Raw genomic sequence first — 20,379 nt, 5'->3', positions numbered from 1 at the left:
CCCTACCCGATGGAGGCGCGCCCATGGGCGTCTGGCGCAAGTGGATCTTCCCGATCGTCCGTATGGTGCTCGTGGCCGCGATCGCGGTCGCGCTCGTCAAGCTGGCGTTCTTCCCCGATGCTCCGCAGGCCGAGGCGGCCCTGCAGCCCACCGGCACGATCACCGAGCCGCAGGTGCCGGTGGCGCGCGCCTCGGTGCGCAACGACGTCGTGCTCTCCGGCACGGTCGCCGCCGACCCCGCGGTGGCCGTCAAGGCGACCGCGAACGGCACCGTCGACGAGGTCTTCGTGAAGGACGGGCAGCCGGTGAACGCCGGTGACGTGCTCTTCGACATCAAGGTCGTCGACGAACCGGTCGAGACGACGACGGCCGGGCCGGACGGGGCACCCCTCGTCGCGCCCGCCCCGCCCGGCCACCACTTCGAGCAGGTGCTCGCGCCCGTCGCCGGCGTGCTGACGGGCTTCGAGGTGCTGCCCGAGCAGGCGGTGGCCGTCGGACAGGACTCCGGTCGGGTGGCGCCGCCCTCGTTCCGCGTCCAGGCGACGCTCAGCCCAGAGCAGCAGTACCGACTGACGCAGGTGCCGGCCGAGGCGCAGGTGGCGATCTCCGGCGGCCCGGCACCGTTCGCCTGCACGGGCCTCACGATCTCGGTCGCGGATGCCGCGGCCGACACGGCGGGCGAGGGGGCGGCGCCGACCGGCGGATCCACCACGGCGCACTGCACGGTCCCCGGCGACGTGAAGGTCTTCGCCGGCCTCGCCGCAGAACTGACCATCTCGGCCGGGAGCGCCGACGACGTGCTCGTGGTGCCGACGACGGCCGTCGAGGGCGGGGCCGAGACCGGCGTGGTCTGGCTCGTCGGCGAGGACGGCGAGGGTGCCGAGCATCCGGTGACGCTCGGACTGACCGACGGCGAGAACGTGCAGATCCTCGACGGGCTCGCCGAGGGCGACCAGGTCCTGCAGTTCGTGCCCGGCGCGGCGGCCGAGCCCGACTGCATGGTCGATCCCATGGCCTGCGAGGGCGTGGTCATGGGCCTCGGCGAGTGAGCATCATCAGCCTCGAGGGCGTCGGCCGCACGGTCGAACGGCCCGATGCGCCGCCGTTGACCATCCTCTCGTCGGTCGATCTCGAGATCGCCGACGGCGATCGGGTGTCGGTCGTCGGACGGTCGGGGTCCGGAAAGTCCACGCTGCTCAACCTGCTCGGCCTCCTCGATCGACCGACGCAGGGCACCATCCGGTTCGACGGCGCCGAGGTGCGCCGACTGTCGGACGCGCGGCTGGCGAGGCTCCGCGGCGCGTCGATCGGCTTCGTGTTCCAGCAGTTCAACCTGCTGCCCGGGCGCACGGCGATCGAGAACGTGATGACGCCGCTCCTCTACGACCGCGGCACCGCCTTCTGGCGGCGCGAGCGACTCGCGACCGAGATGCTCGGGCGGGTGGGCCTCGGTGAGCGCATCACCTCGATGCCCGACCGCATGTCGGGCGGGGAGCAGCAGCGCGTCGCGATCGCGCGAGCGCTCGTGCGACGGCCCCGACTCATCCTCGCCGACGAGCCCACGGGAGCGCTGGACCTCGAGACCGGCGGGACCGTGATGGCGCTCATGGAGGAGGTCGCCCGCGAGACCGGTGCGGCGCTCGTCACCATCACGCACGATCCCGCGATCGCGCGGCGCGCCGTGCGCCACCTGCGGCTCGACGCGGGCGTGATCAGCCCGCTCGACGACGAGCCCGGGCCGGGCGGCACGAGTCCGGCGGATGCCACGGCACCGATCGGCGCCGTCGAGCGGGCGCCGCTCGCGCGTGTCGCGGCCACCGAGACCGACGAGGTGCTCGCGTGATCGCGTGGCTGGGTCGCACCCTCACGGGCGTCGTCTCGACCTTCGTGGAGTCCGCCGAGGAGTTGCGCATCCACCGCACCCGGGTGCTGCTCTCGCTGATCGGGGTCGCCGTCGCGGTGTTCGCGCTGACGACCGTCCTGGGTGCCGCCGCCGTCGCCCAGCAGGCCCTCGACGAGAGCAACGAGCGCGGCTCCGGGCGGCCCGCGATGCTCTCGGCGAGCCTGTTCACGCCCTCCGGCGAACCGGTCGACGCGGATGCCGCGAACGCCGCGTGGCGGAGCGCGGCGGAGCGGCACGAGATCGGCTACGAGTCCCGCGTCGCGTACGGCACCCTCTCCGCGCAGTTCGTCGACGGGCTCTCGAACGTGGACAGCACCGTCGTCGACGTCGACTACGGCGTCATGCACCGCACGGCCATGCAGGAGGGCCAGTGGTTCGTCGACGGTGACGAGCAGCGATTCGCCCCGGCCCTCGTGGTCAACCGGCCCTTCTGGGAGAAGCTCGGCAGTCCGCCGCTCGCGACCCACCCCACGGTCGAACTGCGCGGCGCCGACGGTCCCGTCACGGCCGTGGTGGTCGGCGTGGTGCGCACCTCCGACTACGAGACCTACCCGCGTTCGTTCGCGCTCGCGGACTCGGTCGACCGGTTCGGACTCGTTCCCGAGGCGTACCTCGCCTTCGGCTACGAGGCGTGGGTCCCGATCGACGCCGCCGAGGAGCTCGCGATACGGCTCACGGCGGAGCTCACCGCCGCGTTGCCGGGGACCGAGGCATCCGTGAACCGCCAGGACTATCTCTCATGGGGCGGGGGCGACCCGCTGCTCGTGCTGAAGCTCGTCGTCGCCGGCGTCGCCGTGGTCATCCTGCTGCTCGGCGCGCTCGGCCTCGTGACCATCTCGCTGGTGACGGTGAAGTACCGGATCCGCGAGATCGGCATCCGCCGCAGCTTCGGCGCGACGAGCGGACGCGTCTTCTTCTCGGTCCTCATGGAGAGCGTGGTCGGCACGGCGGTGGCCGGCGGCATCGGCGTGGCCCTCGCGATCGTCGCCGTGAAGAGTCCGCTGTTCGAGCAGCTCGTCGGCCAGGGCATGGTCGAGGACTTCCCCCCGTTCCCGCTCGACGCTGCGCTCATCGGCATCGCGTCCTCGGTGCTCGTGGGCGCCCTGGCGGGCCTCCTGCCGGCGGTCACGGCCGTGCGCGTGCGCGTCATCGACGCCATCCGGTTCTGACGCGCCATCCGGCTCCGACGCGGCATCCGGGTGCGAAACACGCTCGAAACCGCCGTGGCGTAGCATCCGGCCATGGCGGACTACACGATTCGCCCGGCGGTCGTGGGCGACGGATCCTTCCTCGCCGACATGGTGGTCGAGGCGGCGAACTGGCGGGCGGATGCGACCCGCCCGCGGCCCTCCGTGCTGAGCGACCCGGTGTACCGCAACTACGTGGCGGGCTGGCAGCGGCCGGCCGATCGCGGATTCGTGGCCGATGACGCGCAGGGCCGGCCGATCGCCGCAGCGTGGTACCGGCTGCTCGCGGCCGACGTGCCGGCGCACGGCTTCGTCGCCGCAGGCGTGCCCGAGCTCATCATCGGCGTACGACCCACCTGGCGGGCCCAGGGTGTGGGCCGGGCGCTCATGCGACAGCTCGCGGATGCCGCGCGCACGGCCGGGTTCTCGCGCCTCGCCCTCAGCGTCGAGCACGGCAACTTCGCCGAGGGGCTCTACCGCAGCGAGGGCTTCGCCGTCGTCGCCACGCGCGGCGGCCGCGACACGATGGTGCGCCGCCTCGGATGACGATGCCCCGGCCGAGGGCGTCGGATGCCGCGCCGGGGCACGCTCGATCGAGGACACTCGCGGCGGCCTGACGGTCGACGTCGGCCGTCGGCCCTAACGTAGTTCGCATGGCTACGAGCACCAGGTCGAACGGGCGCGCCCCGAGCGCATCCTCGCGCTCGGCCTCGAAGGCGTCGACCGCGAAGTCGGCGACCTCCAGGACCGCACCGACCAAGAAGCTCCCGGCGACGACGGCCCGGGGCGGCGGCGCGAAGGCGCAGGCCGCGGCATCCGATCGGCCGAACGTGCTCGTGCGCATGTGGATGGGCCTCGCGCACTTCACCGGCGGCGCGGCGCGCGCACTCGGGCCCGAGACGCTGTCGAAGGAGGAGCGTCGCGACGGACTGCCGTTCTTCCTCGTGCTGCTCTCGATCGCCGGCGCCGTGGTCGAGTGGTTCTTCATCAACGAGCCGGTCGCCCAGAACCTCGACTCCTGGACGTTCGGGCTCCTCGTGGGGCGGGTGGCCTTCGCGCTGCCCGTCATCATGCTCGTGTTCGCCGTCTGGCTGTTCCGGCACCCCAGTTCGGTGCACGACAACACCCGCATCGGCATCGGGCTCGCCATCCTCCTGCTCACGGTGTCGGCGCTGTGCCACCTCTTCGGCGGCAGGCCGGCCCCGAGCGAGGGCATGCCGGTGCTCGCGCGAGCCGGCGGCATCCTCGGGTGGATGCTGGCGGAGCCGCTCGCCCTGCTCATCACGCCGATCGGCGCGACCGCCGTCGTCATCGTGCTGCTGCTCCTGTCGGTGCTCATCATGACCAAGACGCCGCCGAACCGCATCCCGTCGCGCCTCCGCGAGCTGTACGCGTGGCTGTTCGGCGAGCCCGAGCCGGCCGAGGCCGTCGCGCCCGAGAAGGCCGAGAAGCCGCGTCGCGGCCGCAAGTCCGTGCCGGTGGAGCTCGACGGCATCGAGGCGCTGGATGCCGCCGACGACGAGGACCCGACGGCCAAGGGCGGCATGCTGCCGTGGTGGCGGCGCAACGACTCCAACCGCGAGGTCGATCCCGAGTTCGCCGCACCCGGCGCGGACGGGATCACCGCGGTCTTCGGCGCCGAGTCCGCCGCCGGCAGCTTCGAGTCTCCGATCGAGGGCGTGGGCGGCCCGGCCGGCTACGGCAGCGAGGTCATCGGCGACCTCGAGCGCGCCGAGTCCGCCCTGCACGCGTTCACGGGCGACGTCGCGCGCGGGGGCACCGGGCTCCGCGGTGACGACGCCGGCGCCACCGGCGTGCTCGCCGTCTTCGACGACGCGTCCGACGACCTCTCGGGTGCACCCGGGGGGGCGCTCCCGCCGATCGGCGAGCCCGCGGCATCCGAGCCCGACCGCCCCTACAACCTGCCCGCCTCGTCGACGCTCGCCGCCGGTGCGCCCGCGAAGTCGCGTTCAGCCGCCAACGACGAGGTCGTGCGCCAGATCACGGGCGTGCTCGACCAGTTCGGCGTCGACGCGAAGGTCACGGGATTCTCGCGAGGCCCGACCGTCACGCAGTACGAGATCGAGCTCGGCCCGGGCGTCAAGGTCGAGCGGGTCATCGCGCTTTCGAAGAACCTCGCCTACGCCGTGGCCTCCAACGAGGTGCGCATCCTCTCGCCGATCCCGGGCAAGAGCGCCATCGGCGTCGAGATCCCGAACGCCGACCGCGAGATCGTGACGCTCGGCGACATCCTCCGCTCCACGGCGGCGGTGAACGCGAAGCACCCGATGACCATCGGCGTCGGCAAGGACGTCGGCGGCGGCCATGTCGTCGCCAACCTCGCCAAGATGCCGCACCTCCTGGTCGCCGGCTCGACGGGCTCGGGCAAGTCCAGCTTCGTCAACTCGATGATCACCTCGCTCCTCATGCGCGCCAAGCCGGCCGACGTGCGCATGGTGCTCATCGACCCGAAGCGCGTCGAGCTCGCACCGTACGCGGGCGTGCCGCACCTCATCACGCCCATCATCACGAACCCCAAGAAGGCCGCAGAGGCACTGCAGTGGGTCGTGAAGGAGATGGACATGCGGTACGACGACCTCGCGTCGTTCGGATTCCGCCACATCGACGACTTCAACAAGGCCGTCGTGAACGACGAGATCGTGCTGCCGCCCGGGAGCGAGCGCAAGCTGAAGCCGTATCCGTACCTGCTCGTGGTCGTCGACGAGCTGGCCGACCTGATGATGGTCGCACCGCGCGACGTCGAGGACTCGATCGTGCGCATCACGCAGCTCGCCCGTGCATCCGGCATCCACCTCGTCCTCGCGACGCAGCGGCCCTCGGTCGACGTCGTGACGGGCCTCATCAAGGCCAACGTGCCGTCGCGCCTCGCGTTCGCGGTCACGAGCGTCACCGACTCGCGCGTCATCCTCGACCAGCCGGGCGCCGACAAGCTCATCGGCCAGGGCGACGGCCTCTTCCTCCCGATGGGCGCGTCCAAGCCGGTCCGCGTACAGGGTGCGTGGGTGAGCGAGGCCGAGATCGAGAAGGTCGTCAAGCACGTCACGAGACAGGCCAGGCCCGAGTACCGACAGGATGTCGCGGCATCCGTCGAGAAGAAGGAGATCGACGCCGACATCGGAGACGACCTCGAGCTGCTGCTCGCGGCGGCCGAGCTCATCGTCTCGACGCAGTTCGGGTCGACGTCGATGCTCCAGCGCAAGCTCCGGGTGGGCTTCGCCAAGGCCGGTCGCCTCATGGACCTCCTCGAGTCGCGCGAGATCGTCGGCCCGTCCGAGGGGTCGAAGGCGCGCGACGTGCTCGCCACCGCCGAACAGCTGCCCGACGTGCTCGCGCGACTGCGGGGCGAGCCCGCCGCGGGAGCGCCGGCGCCGCGACCGGCGACGCCGGCCCAGCCGACGGGTGCGCCCCAGGCGGCGCAGTCGGCCGACGACGGCTACGGTGCACCAGACGACCGGTACGACGACGACCCGGTCGCTCGCGCGACCCAGGGGCTGCCCGAGGTCGACGGCGACGCCGACGAAGACGCGTGGGGGCTCACCGGTCGGGACTGACCGTCCGTGCAGCGCGTTCGACGGCGCGCGTGCACGGTGGGCGTCCGAGGTGCAGGCCCGGCCGGTATTCTGTGGAGTATGACCTCCTCCGCCGGAAGCACCGGGCGATCGGCGAACTGGAACCTTCCGAACGCGATCACGATCGTGCGCATCATCCTCGCGCCGATCTTCTTCTGGATGCTGCTCGTCGACGACGGAGCCGACGGCTGGCTGCGCTGGGCCGCCGCTGCGCTGTTCATCATCGCGATCGCGACCGACGGCATCGACGGCCACATCGCGCGCTCGCGCGGACTCGTCACCGACCTCGGCAAGATCCTCGACCCGATCGCCGACAAGCTCCTCACGAGCGGCGCGCTCGTATGCCTGTCGATCCTCGGCGAGCTGCCGTGGTGGGTCACGGCGATCATCGTCGTGCGGGAGGTCGGCATCACGGTCTGGCGGCTCATCGAGCTCCGTCGCGGAAACGTCGTGCCCGCGTCATCCGGCGGCAAGTTGAAGACCGTCGTGCAGGCCGTGGCGATCTCGTTCGCCCTCGTCCCGCTCTGGACCGTGTTCGGCGAGTGGGTGCACTGGCTGAACGGCATCCTCATGACCGCGGCCGTCGTGCTGACGCTCTGGTCGGGCCTGCTCTACGTCCGCGACGCCGTGCTCCTTGCACGCAGCGGTCGCGCCTCCTCATGAGATGAGCGAGCGGATGTCGCCGCAGGGCGCATCGGCCGCCCGGCTGATCGCGGAGCTCACCGCCCGCGGCCTGCGCATCGCGGTGGCCGAGTCGCTGACCGGCGGCCTCGTGGCGGCCGAGCTCACGAGCGTTCCCGGCGCCTCGGTCGTCGTGTCGGGGGGCGTCGTCGCCTATGCGACGCCGGTCAAGCACGCGCTGCTCGGCGTCTCGTCCGAGCTGCTCGCCCGCGAGGGCGCCGTGCATGCCGAGGTGGCACGGCAGATGGCCGACGGCGTGCGGTTCGCACTGGCCCTCGACGGCCGGCCGACCGACGTCGGCCTGGCCACGACCGGCGTGGCGGGCCCCGATCCGCAGGACGGCAGGTCTCCCGGAACCGTGTTCGTCGGCGTGGCGATCGGCGGGCGGGTGGACGCCGTCGAACTCGAGCTCGCCGGTGGCCGCGATGCCATCAGGCGGGCTACCGTCGACGCGGCGATCCTGGCCGTGCTCGCACGGATCTGACGTCTCGCGGGACGCCCCGGGCATGCGATCGCGGGATCCTGATCGATGTGGCGGTGGACGGAATACCGATCGTGAAGACCCTGTTACATCTCGCAGGTTCACACGAAAGCCCCAGTGTGCGACGCTAGGTTGGAAGCACAGAGTTTCAGGTAGACTGACGCTCCCGTTTCTGGCTCCGGCGGAGTCGTAGGCAGTACGAAGGAGGTTCCCGATGGTTCTGGTTCGACAGGAGATCGGCGATGTTCTGAGGGACTTCCGGCTGCAGAAGGGTCGCACCCTTCGTCAGGTCGCGTCCAAGGCGAGCGTCGCGCTCGGGTATCTGAGCGAGGTGGAGCGCGGCCAGAAGGAGGCCTCCTCCGAGATCCTCGCCTCGGTCGCCGAGGCCCTCGACACGCCCATCTCGGTGATCATGCACGAGGTCGGAGACCGCCTCGCAGTGCTCGAGAGCCTCTCGGTCGTGCCCGACAGCCTTCCCGACGAGCTCGTGGCCGAGTTCGACGCGGGCATGATGGTGCGCTGAACCCCACGTTTTCGATCTCGATCGGCCGGTCCTCGGACCGGCCGATCGTTCGTTCGTTCCAGGAGCAGTTGTGAAGCTGAGCGAGTTCCAGTTCGCGGTCGACCAGGAGTTCGGGCCCGCCTACGGCGCCGTGGTGGTCACCGATCTCGCACTGGCCGGTGTCGGCGGTCGTACGGCGCGTGAGGCGCTCGCCGCGGGCGTGCCCGCGCGCACCGTGTGGTTCGCCCTGTGCGACGCGACGGATGTGCCGGAGGAGCGCCGACACGGTGCAGGCCGTCCCGCGCCCGGCGATGCGGGTGCGAGCCGCTCGCGATGAGCGGTCGCGCGAGCGCGGCGTCGCGCAGGCGGTGAGGCGGTCGGCGTCGCGGCTCCCTGCCGAAGGGGTGTTCGACACGCGGCGCGTCGTTCGAACACGTGTTCGGTTCCTGCAGTAGGCTCCTCAACAGCAGGAGCTTCGACGCGGCTCTCCACATCCGGGCGGTTCGCCCGACCGGATGTCGGTGGCCGGCCATACGGTTCAGATGTCGGAACACACCGCAACCGCCTTGTCGCCAGGCGTGCGGGCCACGGCCCGCACGAGCAACGACAGCCTAGAGGCAGCCGCATCACACCAAAGGAGCCACCATGCCATCAGCAGTAGACCGCGAGAAGGCCCTCGAAACCGCACTCGCCCAGATCGACCGCCAGTTCGGCAAGGGCTCGGTGATGCGACTCGGCAGCGAAGACCGCGCACCGGTCGAGGTCATCCCCACCGGCTCGATCGCGCTCGACGTCGCACTCGGCGTCGGCGGGCTGCCCCGTGGCCGCATCATCGAGATCTACGGTCCCGAGTCCTCGGGCAAGACCACGCTCACGCTCCACGCGATCGCCAATGCACAGCGCGCCGGCGGCATCGCCGCGTTCGTCGACGCAGAGCATGCCCTCGACCCCGAGTACGCCAAGAAGCTCGGCGTCGACATCGACGCGCTCCTGGTGTCGCAGCCCGACACCGGCGAGCAGGCGCTCGAGATCGCCGACATGCTCGTCCGATCCGGTTCCATCGACCTCATCGTCATCGACTCCGTCGCCGCGCTCGTGCCCCGCGCCGAGATCGAGGGCGAGATGGGCGACTCGCACGTGGGCCTGCAGGCTCGACTCATGTCGCAGGCGCTCCGCAAGCTCACCGGTGGCCTCAACCAGACCAACACGACGATGATCTTCATCAACCAGCTGCGAGAGAAGATCGGCGTCTTCTTCGGCAGCCCCGAGACGACCGCGGGCGGCAAGGCGCTCAAGTTCTACGCGTCGGTTCGTCTCGACATCCGTCGGATCGAGACCCTCAAGGACGGCACCGAGGCGGTGGGCAACCGCACGCGCGTGAAGGTCGTCAAGAACAAGATGGCGCCGCCCTTCAAGCAGGCCGAGTTCGACATCCTGTACGGCGTTGGCATCTCTCGAGAGGGCAGCCTCATCGACTACGGCGTCGACCAGGGCATCGTCAAGAAGTCCGGCGCCTGGTACACCTACGACGGCGACCAGCTCGGCCAGGGCAAGGAGAACGCTCGAAACTTCCTGCTCTCCAACCCCGACATCGCAGCCGACATCGAGACGAAGATCCTCGTCAAGCTCGGCATCGGTGCTGCCGGTGCTGCTGCTGCCGGTGCTGCCGGGGCGGTGGCCAAGGTCGAGCCCATCATCCAGCCGAAGCTCGCGCGCAAGGGCGCGTGAGTCGACGCAGCCTGCGCGTGGCAGCGGCTGCATGAACGATCAGGGGTCCGTCCACAGCGCGACGGCACGAGACCGGGAGCATGAATGAGCGACGCAACAGAGCACATCGCCCCGGTCTCGTACCTGCCCTGGGCGACACCCGACGACGATCATCGAGCTCCCGGTCGGAGCCGCGGCGACGGCACGGGAACCGGCGATGGCGCACGGCTCGATGCCATGCACGAGCCCGGCTCCGAGGAGGAGAGCGGCTCCTCCGGCTCGGCCGGCTCCTCGCGCCGGCAGCGTTCAGACAGGGGACCGGCGCCACGTTCCAAGGACGCTCGCTCCTTCGGCAGAGGCGCCCGTACGGCTGCGAACACGTCGTTCGCCGGCCGTCAGGCGCAGGGCGTCGACGTCGATGACGACGAGGTCGACGTCGAGACCGGGCCCGAGCGCGACGACCGCATCGACCGCCTCATCGTCTCGCGCCTTCGTCGTTCGGCACTGTCGGTCGCCGAGGTGCGCTCGGTGCTCGTCGAGCACGGGCTCGACCAGGTCGAGGTCGAGGAGTGGATCGAGCGATACGAGCGCTTCGGATACCTCGACGATGCGCGGCTCGCCGAGCAGCTCGTGCACGTGAGCGCCGGGCGGCGTGGCAAGGGCAGCGGCGCCGTCCTCCAGGAGTTGACGAGGCGCGGCGTCGACGCCGAGGCGGCGCGTGCGGCGATCGAGGGCCTCGACCCCGAGACCGAACTCGAGAATGCCCGCACCGTCGCCGAACGCCGTGCGCGCCAGCTTCAGGGGCTCGAGCGACCGGTGGCCGAGCGGCGGCTCTCCGCCTTCCTGCAACGCCGCGGGTACTCGGGTGAGGTCATCCGCGAGGTGGTGGCGGAGGCTCTGGCGCCCCGGGGCTCGTAAACTGGGGTCATCATGAGCATCATCGACGACGTCTCGGCAGCCGAGGCCCACGAGGCGGCAGCCGTGCCGCGCACCTACGAGGTGCGGACGTTCGGCTGCCAGATGAACGTCCACGACTCCGAGCGGCTGTCCGGCTCGCTCGAAGCCGCCGGCTACGTCCCGGCAGATGGTGCGGAGCCCGACATCGTCGTGATCAACACGTGCGCCGTGCGCGAGAACGCCGACAACAAGCTCTACGGCAACCTCGGGCACCTCGCCGGGGTCAAGCGACGCCACGCCGGCATGCAGATCGCGGTCGGCGGATGTCTCGCCCAGAAGGACAAGAACGTCATCCTCGAGAAGGCGCCGTGGGTCGACGTCGTCTTCGGCACGCACAACATGGGCTCGCTGCCGAGCCTGCTCGAGCGTGCCCGCCACAACGAGGAGGCGCAGCTCGAGATCCTCGACGCCCTCGAGGTGTTCCCCTCGACGCTGCCCACCAAGCGCGACTCGACGTACAGCGGCTGGGTCTCGATCTCGGTGGGCTGCAACAACACGTGCACGTTCTGCATCGTCCCCGCGCTCCGCGGGAAGGAGAAGGACCGCCGGCCGGGCGAGATCCTCGCCGAGGTGCAGGCCCTGGTCGACGACGGCGCCATGGAGGTGACGCTGCTCGGCCAGAACGTCAACTCGTACGGGGTCGAGTTCGGCGACCGGCAGGCGTTCGGCAAGCTGTTGCGGGCTGCCGGTCGCATCGAGGGCCTCGAGCGCATCCGCTTCACGAGCCCGCATCCGGCCGCCTTCACCGATGACGTCATCGACGCGATGGCCGAGACGCCCGCGGTCATGCCCCAGCTGCACATGCCGTTGCAGTCGGGCTCCGATCGCGTCCTGAAGGCGATGCGCCGCTCCTACCGCTCGGAGAAGTTCCTCGGCATCCTCGACCGCGTGCGCGCGAAGATCCCGAACGCGGCGATCTCGACCGACATCATCGTCGGGTTCCCCGGCGAGACCGAGGCGGACTTCCTCGAGACCATGCGCGTGGTGGAGGCGGCACGCTTCGCCTCGGCGTTCACGTTCCAGTACTCGATCCGGCCCGGCACGCCCGCGGCGACGATGGAGGACCAGGTACCGAAGGAGGTCGTCCAGGAGCGCTACGAGCGCCTCACGGCCCTGCAGGACCGCATCTCCTGGGAGGAGAACCAGAAGCTCGTCGGCCGCGCGGTCGAGGTGCTCGTGTCCACGGGCGAAGGCAAGAAGGACGCCGAGACGCATCGCCTCAGCGGGCGGGCCGAAGACAGCAGGCTCGTGCACTTCGAGGTGCCCGCGGGCTCCGAGGTCCCGCGCCCGGGTGACGTGGTCTCCGTCACGATCACGCAGGCGGCACCCTTCCACCTCATCGCCGACTCCGTCGATGGATCGCCGCTCGTCGTTCGTCGCACCCGGTCGGGCGACGCCTGGGATCGCTCGCAGGCCGAGAGCTGCGGCGTCCCATCCGCACCGACCACCGGTGCGGGGGAGTCCGGCGGGGGACCCGCGCGCGTCTCGCTCGGCCTTCCGACCGTCAGGGTGCTGCCCTCGACGGGTGAGCCGCTCATCAAGCCGGGCTTCGGGACCTTCCCGATCTACGACCTCGACGACGACCTCCGCTGAGCGCGGCGGGCACGGCATGACGCTCATCGCGGTCGTCGGCGCGACCGGCACCGGCAAGTCCGACTTCGCGCTCGACCTCGCGGAGGCCTTCGCACGCGCCGGACGCCCGGCCGAGGTCGTCAACGCCGACGCCATGCAGCTCTACCGCGGCATGGACATCGGCACGGCGAAGCTGGCAGTCGACGAGCGGCGGGGCGTGCCGCATCACCTGCTCGACGTGCTCGAGGTCACCGATGAGGCATCCGTCGCCGCGTACCAGCGCGATGCGCGAGCCGCCATCGAGGACATCCTGTCCCGCTGGCACGTCGCGCTCCTCGTCGGCGGCTCCGGTCTCTACGTCTCGTCGGTGATCCACGACTTCCGGTTCCCCGGCACGGATGCCGCGGTGCGGGCGCGGCTCGAGGCCGACCTCGTCGAGTTCGGGCCGGGCCTGCTGCACGCGCGGCTCCGGGCCATCGACGCCGAGACGGCGGCCGCCGTCGATGCGGCCAACGGGCGACGCATCGTGCGCGCGCTCGAGGTGATCGAGGTCACCGGCGAGCCGAAGGCGGCCCGCCTGCCCGAGGAGCCCGTGCCGTGGCATCCGCACCGCATCGTGCACCTGCGCAGCGACCGGGCGCAGCTGGTCGAGCGCCTCGACCGGAGGGCGGCGGCCATGTTCGAGGACGGCCTCGTCGACGAGGTGCGGGGGCTCGTGCCGCGAGGACTCGAGGCGGGCGTGACGGCCCGACGCGCGATCGGCTACGCGCAGGCTCTGGCCGAGATCCACGGGGATGCCACGCGAACCGAGGCCGTCGCCGAGACGCAGCAGCTCACGCGAACCTATGCGCGCCGGCAGGTCGGATGGTTCCGGCGCTACCGCGAGGCGACGGTGCTCGACGCGGCGGACCCGACCGCCAGGGCCGCGGAGCTGGCCAGGCAGTCCGCCATAGACTGAGCAGATGTCCTTCGACCTCCGCTTCACCAAGGGCCACGGCACCGGCAACGACTTCGTGCTGTTCAGCGACCCCGTCGGGGACACCGAGCTGACCCCGACGCAGATCGCCGCGGTCTGCGACCGGCACTTCGGCGTGGGGGCCGACGGATTCATCCGCGCGGTGCGCTCCGCGAGCCTGCCCGCTGGCGCCGCCGCGATCGCGGAGGACCCGGAGGCCACCTGGTTCATGGACTACTGGAACGCCGACGGCTCCGTGTCCGAGATGTGCGGCAACGGCGTCCGGGTCTTCACGCGGTTCCTCCTCGACCAGGGACTCGTCGAGCTCGCGCCGGGCGAGTCGCTCGCCATCGGCACGAGGGCGGGCGTACGCCGCGTGAGCCACTCCGAGCACGGCTTCGAGGTCGACATGGGCGCCTGGCGACTCGACGGCTCCGAGCCGCTCGTACGCGTCAAGGGACTGCCGGTGGCGCGTCCCGGCCTCGGCATCGACGTCGGCAACCCGCACGTGGTCGTGGCGCTGGCCGATGACGACGAGCTCGGCGGGCTCGACCTCGGCTACCTGCCCATCCTCGACCCGGTCCCGCAGGCCGGCGCGAACGTCGAGTTCGTGGTGCCCGCCGAACCGCTCGTCGAGGCGGGCGTCGGCCGCATCCGCATGCGGGTCCACGAGCGCGGCTCCGGCGAGACGCTCTCGTGCGGCACCGGTGCGGTCGCGGCCGCCCTGGCCGTGCGGCATTGGGCCGGAGCGGGTGCGCCGACCGAGTGGCGCGTCCAGGTTCCGGGCGGCGTCGTCGGCGTTCGCATGTTCGATGCCGACGACGGCGAGCACGCGGCACTCTCGGGCCCGGCCGAACTCGTGTTCGACGGCGTGCTCACGCTGGCCTGAACGACCCGGCTCACCGGGCCGCACTCGGGCTGCGGCTTCACCCCGTCGTTCAGTCGTCGAGTGGCCGACCGGCGGCGAGCACGCGGAAGCCCTTGGAGGTCTCGGCTCGCTCCACCTCGAGGCCGAGCTCATCCGCCAGCCACCGCTGCAGCGACTCGGCTCCGAGGTGCTTCGCGACGACGAGCCACGCCGTGGCTTCCTCCTCGAGCCGGGGGAGCCACGTCGAGAGCATGGCATGCAACTCCTGCTTGCCGACCCGGATCGGCGGGTTCGACCAGATCGCCCCGAACCGGATGTCCTCGGGAACATCCGCGGGGGTCACCGCGTTGACATTGACGAGGCCGAGGCGGGCGGCGTTCGCACGCACCAGTTCGAGGGCGCGCTCGTTGACGTCGACCGCCCACACCGTGGCATCCGGAGCCTGCAGCGCCAACGCGAGGGCGATGGGTCCCCATCCGGCGCCGAGGTCGAGCAGGTGGCCGGTCGCGGGCGGAGCGGGCACGGTGTCGAGGAGCACCGCGGTGCCCTGGTCGAGGTGCTCGGGACTGAACACGCCGCCCGAGGTGACGAGGTCGACCTCCCGCCCGACGAGGCGGACGCGGATGGTGCGGGTCTTGGCGTTGCTCCGAGGCGAAGCGGAGAAGTAGTGGTCGGAGCCCATCCCAGCACGGTAGCGCACCTGTCGTGCCCCGGCCGGGAGGAGTTCCCGCCGGAGAACATCGAAGAAGCAGAGCGAAGTAGGGTAGAGAGAATGAACGAAGCCGAAGACCGCCCCACCGACGACGCCGTCGACCGGGTGCTGCGCAGCGCCGAGTCCGGCGCGAGCGTGGCGCGGTTCGGCGCGGGCGACGCCAGCGCCATCATGCGAACTGATGCCGGTGCCGCGTCCACGACCGACGGCGACCAGTTCGAGCGTGAGGACCGAGCCGCGCTCCGACGCGTCGCCGGGCTCTCCACCGAGCTCGAGGACGTCACCGAGGTCGAGTACCGGCAGCTGCGGCTGGAGAACGTCGTGCTCATCGGCGTGTACCCGCAGGGCTCGCAGGAGGACGCGGAGAACTCGATGCGCGAGCTCGCCGCCCTCGCCGAGACCGCCGGCGCCCGAGTACTCGACGGACTCCTCCAGCGCAGGCCGCACCCCGACCCCAGCACGTACCTCGGCCGAGGCAAGGCCGAGGAACTCCGGCATGTCGTCGCGGCGGTCGGCGCCGACACGGTCATCGCCGACACCGAGCTCGCGCCGAGCCAGCGTCGCGCGCTCGAAGACGTGGTCAAGGTGAAGGTCATCGACCGCACCGCGGTGATCCTCGACATCTTCAGCCAGCACGCGAAGAGTCGTGAGGGCAAGGCGCAGGTCGAGCTCGCACAGCTCGAGTACCTCCTGCCCCGCCTCCGCGGCTGGGGCGAGTCGATGTCCCGCCAGGCCGGTGGCCAGGTCGGCGGCGCCGGCGCGGGCATGGGCTCGCGCGGCCCGGGTGAGACGAAGATCGAGCTGGATCGTCGCCGCATCCACTCGCGCATGGCGAAGCTCCGCAAGCAGATCGCCGGCATGAAGCCCGCCCGCGATGCGAAGCGCGCGAACCGCCGCCGCAACGCGGTGCCCTCGGTCGCCATCGCCGGGTACACGAACGCCGGCAAGTCGAGCCTGCTGAACCGCATCACGGGTGCGGGCCTGCTCGTCGAGAACGCACTGTTCGCGACGCTCGATGCGACGGTCCGCCGCAACACGACCGCCGACGGCCGCATCTACACGATCGCCGACACCGTCGGGTTCGTCCGGAACCTCCCGCATCAGCTGGTCGAGGCGTTCCGATCGACGCTCGAGGAGGTCGCCGACGCCGACCTCATCGTGCACGTCGTCGACGCCGCCCACCCCGACCCCGCCGGGCAGATCGCGACGGTCCGCGACGTGATCGGCGACGTCGGTGCGCGTGACATCCCCGAGCTCATCGTCTTCAACAAGTCCGATCTCGTCGATCCCGAGCAGCGCCTCGTCCTGCGCGGGCTCGCACCCGATGCGGTGTTCGCGTCGGCTCGCACGGGAGAGGGCATCGACGAGGTGCTCGCCGCGATCACCCGCATGCTGCCCGACCCCTCCGTCGAGATCGACCTGCTCGTGCCCTACGACCGCGGCGACGTGGTCTCGGCGCTGCACGAGACGGGCCGCGTCATCTCGACCGAGTACGTCGAGGGCGGCACGAGGGTGCGGGCGCTCGCCTCGCCCGAGCAGGCCGCGCAACTCGACGTCTTCTCGGCGGCATCCGCCCACGCCTGAGGTCGCTCCCGCGACGTTCGATGACACGGTGCGTCAAAGTGCGTCACAACCGATGCGCGCTGCGGTGACATCCGCGTAGGGTCGCAAGTGATCGAAACGTGCCCGGCTCGACGCCGGCCACTTGGAGCGACAGCCGAGCCCGGCACCCGCCCGCGAGACCACCAGCCGTGACGGCCGGGGTACGCGGCCTGTGTGCCCGCCCCGCCTCACGGTGTCTACCGGGGAGCAGAGCATGGCGCAGCACGGCAGCGGAACGACCGGCACGGGTGCGAGCACCACGCCGCTCTCGTTCGAGCTGTATCCACCGCGTACGGATGCCGCCGCGATGGCGCTCGGCCGCACGATCGACCGGCTCGTGCAGGTCGACCCGGCGTTCATCTCCGTCACCTTCGGCGCCGGCGGATCCTCACGCGATCGGTCGCTGACGGTCCTGCGCTACATCCTCGACCACACCGACGTCGAGCCGATGGCCCACCTGACGTGCGTCGGGTCCTCGCACGCCGAGGCCAACGAACTCGTGCGCAGGTTCCTCGACGCCGGCATCCGCAGCTTCCTCGCGCTGCGGGGCGATCCGCCCGCCGGAGCGGACCCCGATGCACCGCTCGGAGACCTCGCGACCGCGGCCGAGCTCGTCCAGCTCATCCACCGGGTGCAGCAGGAGCGCGAGCCGTTCCGGCAGGTCGACGTGCCGGGTACGCCGGGAGCCGCGCGGATCCGCGCTCGGGCCAGCAGCACCCGCGTCGCCGTCGCGGCCTTCCCGAACGGCCACCCGCGCTCGCGCGACCTCTCGCAGGACGTCGACATCCTCCTCGCGAAGCAGGTCGCGGGTGCCAACCTCGCCATCACGCAGCTGTTCTGGGTGGCCGACGACTACCTCGGCTTCGTCGAACGCGCTCGCGCGGCCGGCGTGACCATGCCGATCCTGCCGGGCATCATGCCGACGACGAGTCCGGCCCGGCTGGCGCGCCTGACCGAGCTGACCGGGGTCGAGCCGCCGGCCGAGTTCTCCATCGCCCTCGAGATCGAGCCGGATGCCACGGGCCAGACCGACATCGGCATCGCCTTCGCCGCCCGCCTGGCCGCCGACGTGCTCGCCGGAGGGGCGCCCGGCCTGCACCTGTACACGTACAACCGCCACGAGGCCGTGCTCGACGTCGTCGACCGCCTCGGGCTCGTGCCGAAGACCACCAACGAGAGGAACGTCGACAGACGATGACCGCACGCACCTTCCCCACCGGCACGATCATCGGGTACCCGCGCATCGGGCGGCGCCGCGAGCTGAAGCGCGCCGTCGAGGCGTTCTGGGCCGGCCGGATCGACGCGGAGGAACTCGAGCATGCCGCCGCCGAGCTGCGCGCCGCGACCCGTGAGCGCCTCGCCGGGCTCGGCCTCGGCCGTGACGACTCCTCGATCCCCGAGTCGTTCTCGTACTACGACCAGGTCCTCGACACCGCGGTCGCCGTCGGCGCGATTCCCGAGCGATTCGCGCACCTGCTCGACGACGAGGGACGAGCGGATCTCGCCGCCCTCTTCACCATCGCCCGCGGCGAAGGGGAGCAGGCGCCGCTCGAGATGACGAAGTGGTTCGACTCGAACTACCACTACCTGGTTCCCGAGATCTCGCCCGCGACCTCCTTCGCACTGCACGCGGAACGCATCCTCGGCACCTTCGCCGAGGCGCGCGCCGCCGGCTACCTCACCCGGCCCGTCATCGTCGGCCCGGTCACGTTCCTCGCGCTCGCCAAGGCCGCGGATGACGCGCCCGACGGGTTCCGACCGCTCGATCGCCTCGACGACCTCCTCCCCGTCTACGCGCGGCTGCTGGAGCGGCTCGGCGAGGCGGGCGCCCACTGGGTGCAGCTCGACGAGCCCGCGCTCGTGAGCGAGAGCCTCGACGAGAGCCGCGCGCGTCTCGTGGACGCCGCCCGCACGGCGTACGGCGCGCTCGGCGCCTTGGAACGCAGGCCCGCGATCTTCGTCGCGGCCCCGTACGGCTCGCTCGACGAGGCACTGCCCGCGCTGGCCGCGACGCCGGTCGAGGCGATCGGACTCGACCTCGTCCGAGGCGCCCTGCCCGCCGCGTTCGACCCCGCGACCGCGGAGTCGCTCGCGGCGAAGACGCTGGTCGCCGGCGTGGTCGACGGGCACAACGTCTGGCGGGGCGACCTCGCCGCGACGCTCGAGCGCGCCGAGGCGGTGCGTTCCATCACGGGCTCCGTGGCCGTCTCCACGTCGACCTCGCTGCTGCACGTGCCCCACGACCTCGAGGACGAGCCGCAGCTCGACCCCCGGCTCGCGAGCTGGCTCGCGTTCGCCGACCAGAAGGTCGCCCAGGTCGCGGTGCTCGCGCGGGGCCTCGCCGAGGGGCGGCCCGCGATCGAGCGCGAGCTCGACGCGGCATCCGCCGCCCTGGCCGATCGCGCGGAGGCACCCGGCGTGCGCGTCGCCGCGGTGCGCGATCGCCTCGCCGGGCTCGATCGCGACGACTTCTCACGTGCCCCCTACGCCGAGCGCGTCGAGGCCCAGGAGTCCCTCGGCCTGCCCGGCCTGCCGACCACGACGATCGGCTCGTTCCCGCAGACCGCGGAGATCCGGCGTGCCCGGGCCGGACTGGTGAACGGCAGCCTCCAGGCCGAGGAGTACACGGCTCGGATGCGCGAGGAGATCGAACGCGTCATCCGCCTGCAGGAACGCATCGGGCTCGACGTGCTGGTGCATGGCGAACCGGAGCGGAACGACATGGTGCAGTACTTCGCCGAGCTCCTCGACGGGTTCGCGGTCACCGCGAACGGCTGGGTCCAGTCGTACGGGTCGAGGTGCACCCGCCCGTCGATCCTCTGGGGCGACGTGTCCCGGCCGGCGCCCATGACCGTCGAATGGTCGAGCTACGCGCAGTCGCTCACCGAGAAGCCGGTCAAGGGCATGCTCACCGGTCCGGTGACGATCCTCGCGTGGTCCTTCGTGCGCGACGACCTGCCGCTCGGGGACACCGCCCGCCAGGTCGCGCTCGCCCTCCGCGACGAGATCTCGGACCTCGAGGGCGCGGGCATCCGCATCATCCAGGTGGACGAGCCCGCCCTCCGCGAGCTCCTCCCGCTGAAGCGCGCCGACCAGCCCGAGTACCTCGACTGGTCGGTCGGCTCCTTCCGACTGGCGACGGCTGGCGCGGCATCCGGAACGCAGGTCCACACGCACCTCTGCTACTCGGAGTTCGGCGTCGTGATCGACGCCATCCGGAACCTCGATGCGGATGTCACCTCGATCGAGGCGGCGCGCAGCCGGATGGAGGTCGTGGACGACCTCGCGTCGAGCGGATTCGACCACGGCATCGGGCCGGGCGTCTACGACATCCACTCGCCACGCGTGCCGAGCGTCGACGAGGTGACCGCGCTCCTCGAGCGCGCCGTCGGCGAGATCCCCGTGACGCGGCTCTGGGTGAACCCCGACTGCGGGTTGAAGACGCGCGGCTATGACGAGACGGTGGCCTCGCTCGAGAACCTCGTCGCCGCCACGAACGAGGTCCGTGCCCACGTGGGACGGGAATCGTCGGGGTCTAGCTGTACTGACCCGGATCGTTGTTGACGTAGGAGAGACCTCCGGGGTCGAGTTGGAGCTGTCTAGTTCTTCAGCTCGAACGCACGGAGGTCTCTCTTGTCTCACGCTAATGCCCGGCTGACTCC

General features: G+C 71.3%; 18 protein-coding genes. 17 read left to right on the top strand and 1 reads right to left on the bottom strand.

Annotation, left to right across the window (positions count from 1 at the left end; genetic code table 11):
- Window positions 1-23 precede the first annotated feature (23 nt).
- The 14 genes from GQQ95_RS13150 (at window position 24) to dapF (ending at window position 14,424) form a co-directional block, all read left to right on the top strand.
- The gene (locus tag GQQ95_RS13150) at window positions 24-1,049 is read left to right on the top strand and encodes an efflux RND transporter periplasmic adaptor subunit (RefSeq protein WP_157428124.1); all 1,026 of its coding nucleotides are present in this window, start codon (window positions 24-26) and stop codon (window positions 1,047-1,049) included.
- On the top strand, window positions 1,046-1,843 hold the full coding sequence (locus GQQ95_RS13145) for an ABC transporter ATP-binding protein (protein ID WP_157428123.1): 798 nt from the start codon (window positions 1,046-1,048) through the stop codon (window positions 1,841-1,843). The genes GQQ95_RS13150 and GQQ95_RS13145 overlap by 4 nt, the downstream gene beginning before the upstream one ends.
- Window positions 1,840-3,072 (top strand): ABC transporter permease, encoded by a 1,233-nt coding sequence (locus GQQ95_RS13140; protein ID WP_157428122.1) that lies wholly within the window; start codon window positions 1,840-1,842, stop codon window positions 3,070-3,072. Before GQQ95_RS13145 ends, GQQ95_RS13140 begins: the two co-directional genes overlap by 4 nt.
- Before the next feature lie 72 nt (window positions 3,073-3,144).
- Window positions 3,145-3,636 (top strand): GNAT family N-acetyltransferase, encoded by a 492-nt coding sequence (locus GQQ95_RS13135; RefSeq protein ID WP_157428121.1) that lies wholly within the window; start codon window positions 3,145-3,147, stop codon window positions 3,634-3,636.
- Window positions 3,637-3,743: 107 nt separating this feature from the next.
- A complete protein-coding gene (locus GQQ95_RS13130; protein ID WP_157428120.1) occupies window positions 3,744-6,662 on the top strand; it encodes an FtsK/SpoIIIE family DNA translocase in 2,919 nt (972 codons plus the stop codon).
- Window positions 6,663-6,740: 78 nt separating this feature from the next.
- Window positions 6,741-7,343: a CDP-diacylglycerol--glycerol-3-phosphate 3-phosphatidyltransferase gene (pgsA, locus tag GQQ95_RS13125; RefSeq protein ID WP_157428119.1), complete on the top strand. Its 603-nt coding sequence runs from the start codon at window positions 6,741-6,743 to the stop codon at window positions 7,341-7,343.
- Between the two features lies 1 nt (window position 7,344).
- Entirely contained in the window at window positions 7,345-7,845 is a 501-nt protein-coding gene (locus GQQ95_RS13120; protein ID WP_246205490.1) for a CinA family protein, read from the top strand.
- A gap of 211 nt (window positions 7,846-8,056) precedes the next feature.
- Window positions 8,057-8,365: a helix-turn-helix domain-containing protein gene (locus GQQ95_RS13115; RefSeq protein WP_156999602.1), complete on the top strand. Its 309-nt coding sequence runs from the start codon at window positions 8,057-8,059 to the stop codon at window positions 8,363-8,365.
- Window positions 8,366-8,435: 70 nt separating this feature from the next.
- The gene (locus GQQ95_RS13110) at window positions 8,436-8,681 is read left to right on the top strand and encodes a DUF3046 domain-containing protein (protein ID WP_157428118.1); all 246 of its coding nucleotides are present in this window, start codon (window positions 8,436-8,438) and stop codon (window positions 8,679-8,681) included.
- Window positions 8,682-8,989: 308 nt separating this feature from the next.
- Window positions 8,990-10,072, top strand: coding sequence for a recombinase RecA (recA, locus tag GQQ95_RS13105; RefSeq protein WP_157428117.1), 1,083 nt, complete (start codon window positions 8,990-8,992; stop codon window positions 10,070-10,072).
- Window positions 10,073-10,156: 84 nt separating this feature from the next.
- A complete protein-coding gene (locus tag GQQ95_RS13100) occupies window positions 10,157-10,969 on the top strand; it encodes a regulatory protein RecX (protein ID WP_157428116.1) in 813 nt (270 codons plus the stop codon).
- Window positions 10,970-10,981: 12 nt separating this feature from the next.
- On the top strand, window positions 10,982-12,601 hold the full coding sequence (gene miaB / locus GQQ95_RS13095) for a tRNA (N6-isopentenyl adenosine(37)-C2)-methylthiotransferase MiaB (protein ID WP_157428115.1): 1,620 nt from the start codon (window positions 10,982-10,984) through the stop codon (window positions 12,599-12,601).
- Between the two features lie 16 nt (window positions 12,602-12,617).
- On the top strand, window positions 12,618-13,538 hold the full coding sequence (miaA, locus tag GQQ95_RS13090; protein ID WP_157428114.1) for a tRNA (adenosine(37)-N6)-dimethylallyltransferase MiaA: 921 nt from the start codon (window positions 12,618-12,620) through the stop codon (window positions 13,536-13,538).
- Between the two features lie 4 nt (window positions 13,539-13,542).
- Entirely contained in the window at window positions 13,543-14,424 is an 882-nt protein-coding gene (gene dapF / locus GQQ95_RS13085) for a diaminopimelate epimerase (RefSeq protein WP_157428113.1), read from the top strand.
- 49 nt (window positions 14,425-14,473) lie between these two features.
- On the opposite strand, the gene GQQ95_RS13080 is transcribed toward dapF, so the two are convergent.
- Entirely contained in the window at window positions 14,474-15,085 is a 612-nt protein-coding gene (locus tag GQQ95_RS13080; protein WP_157428112.1) for a class I SAM-dependent methyltransferase, read from the bottom strand.
- Window positions 15,086-15,175: 90 nt separating this feature from the next.
- On the opposite strand from GQQ95_RS13080, the gene hflX reads away from it, so the two are divergent.
- From hflX to metE, 3 genes are all read left to right on the top strand, one after another.
- Window positions 15,176-16,699: a GTPase HflX gene (gene hflX / locus GQQ95_RS13075; RefSeq protein ID WP_157428111.1), complete on the top strand. Its 1,524-nt coding sequence runs from the start codon at window positions 15,176-15,178 to the stop codon at window positions 16,697-16,699.
- 232 nt (window positions 16,700-16,931) lie between these two features.
- On the top strand, window positions 16,932-17,915 hold the full coding sequence (locus tag GQQ95_RS13070; RefSeq protein WP_157428110.1) for a methylenetetrahydrofolate reductase: 984 nt from the start codon (window positions 16,932-16,934) through the stop codon (window positions 17,913-17,915).
- On the top strand, window positions 17,912-20,281 hold the full coding sequence (gene metE, locus GQQ95_RS13065) for a 5-methyltetrahydropteroyltriglutamate--homocysteine S-methyltransferase (protein ID WP_157428109.1): 2,370 nt from the start codon (window positions 17,912-17,914) through the stop codon (window positions 20,279-20,281). The genes GQQ95_RS13070 and metE overlap by 4 nt, the downstream gene beginning before the upstream one ends.
- Window positions 20,282-20,379 lie beyond the last annotated feature (98 nt).

The sequence above is a fragment of the Agromyces salentinus genome, assembly GCF_009749395.1.
GTDB classification, from domain to species: domain Bacteria; phylum Actinomycetota; class Actinomycetes; order Actinomycetales; family Microbacteriaceae; genus Agromyces; species Agromyces salentinus.
Note: the sequence above shows the minus strand (reverse complement) of the source record. Positions and strands in the feature narration are given on the sequence as shown.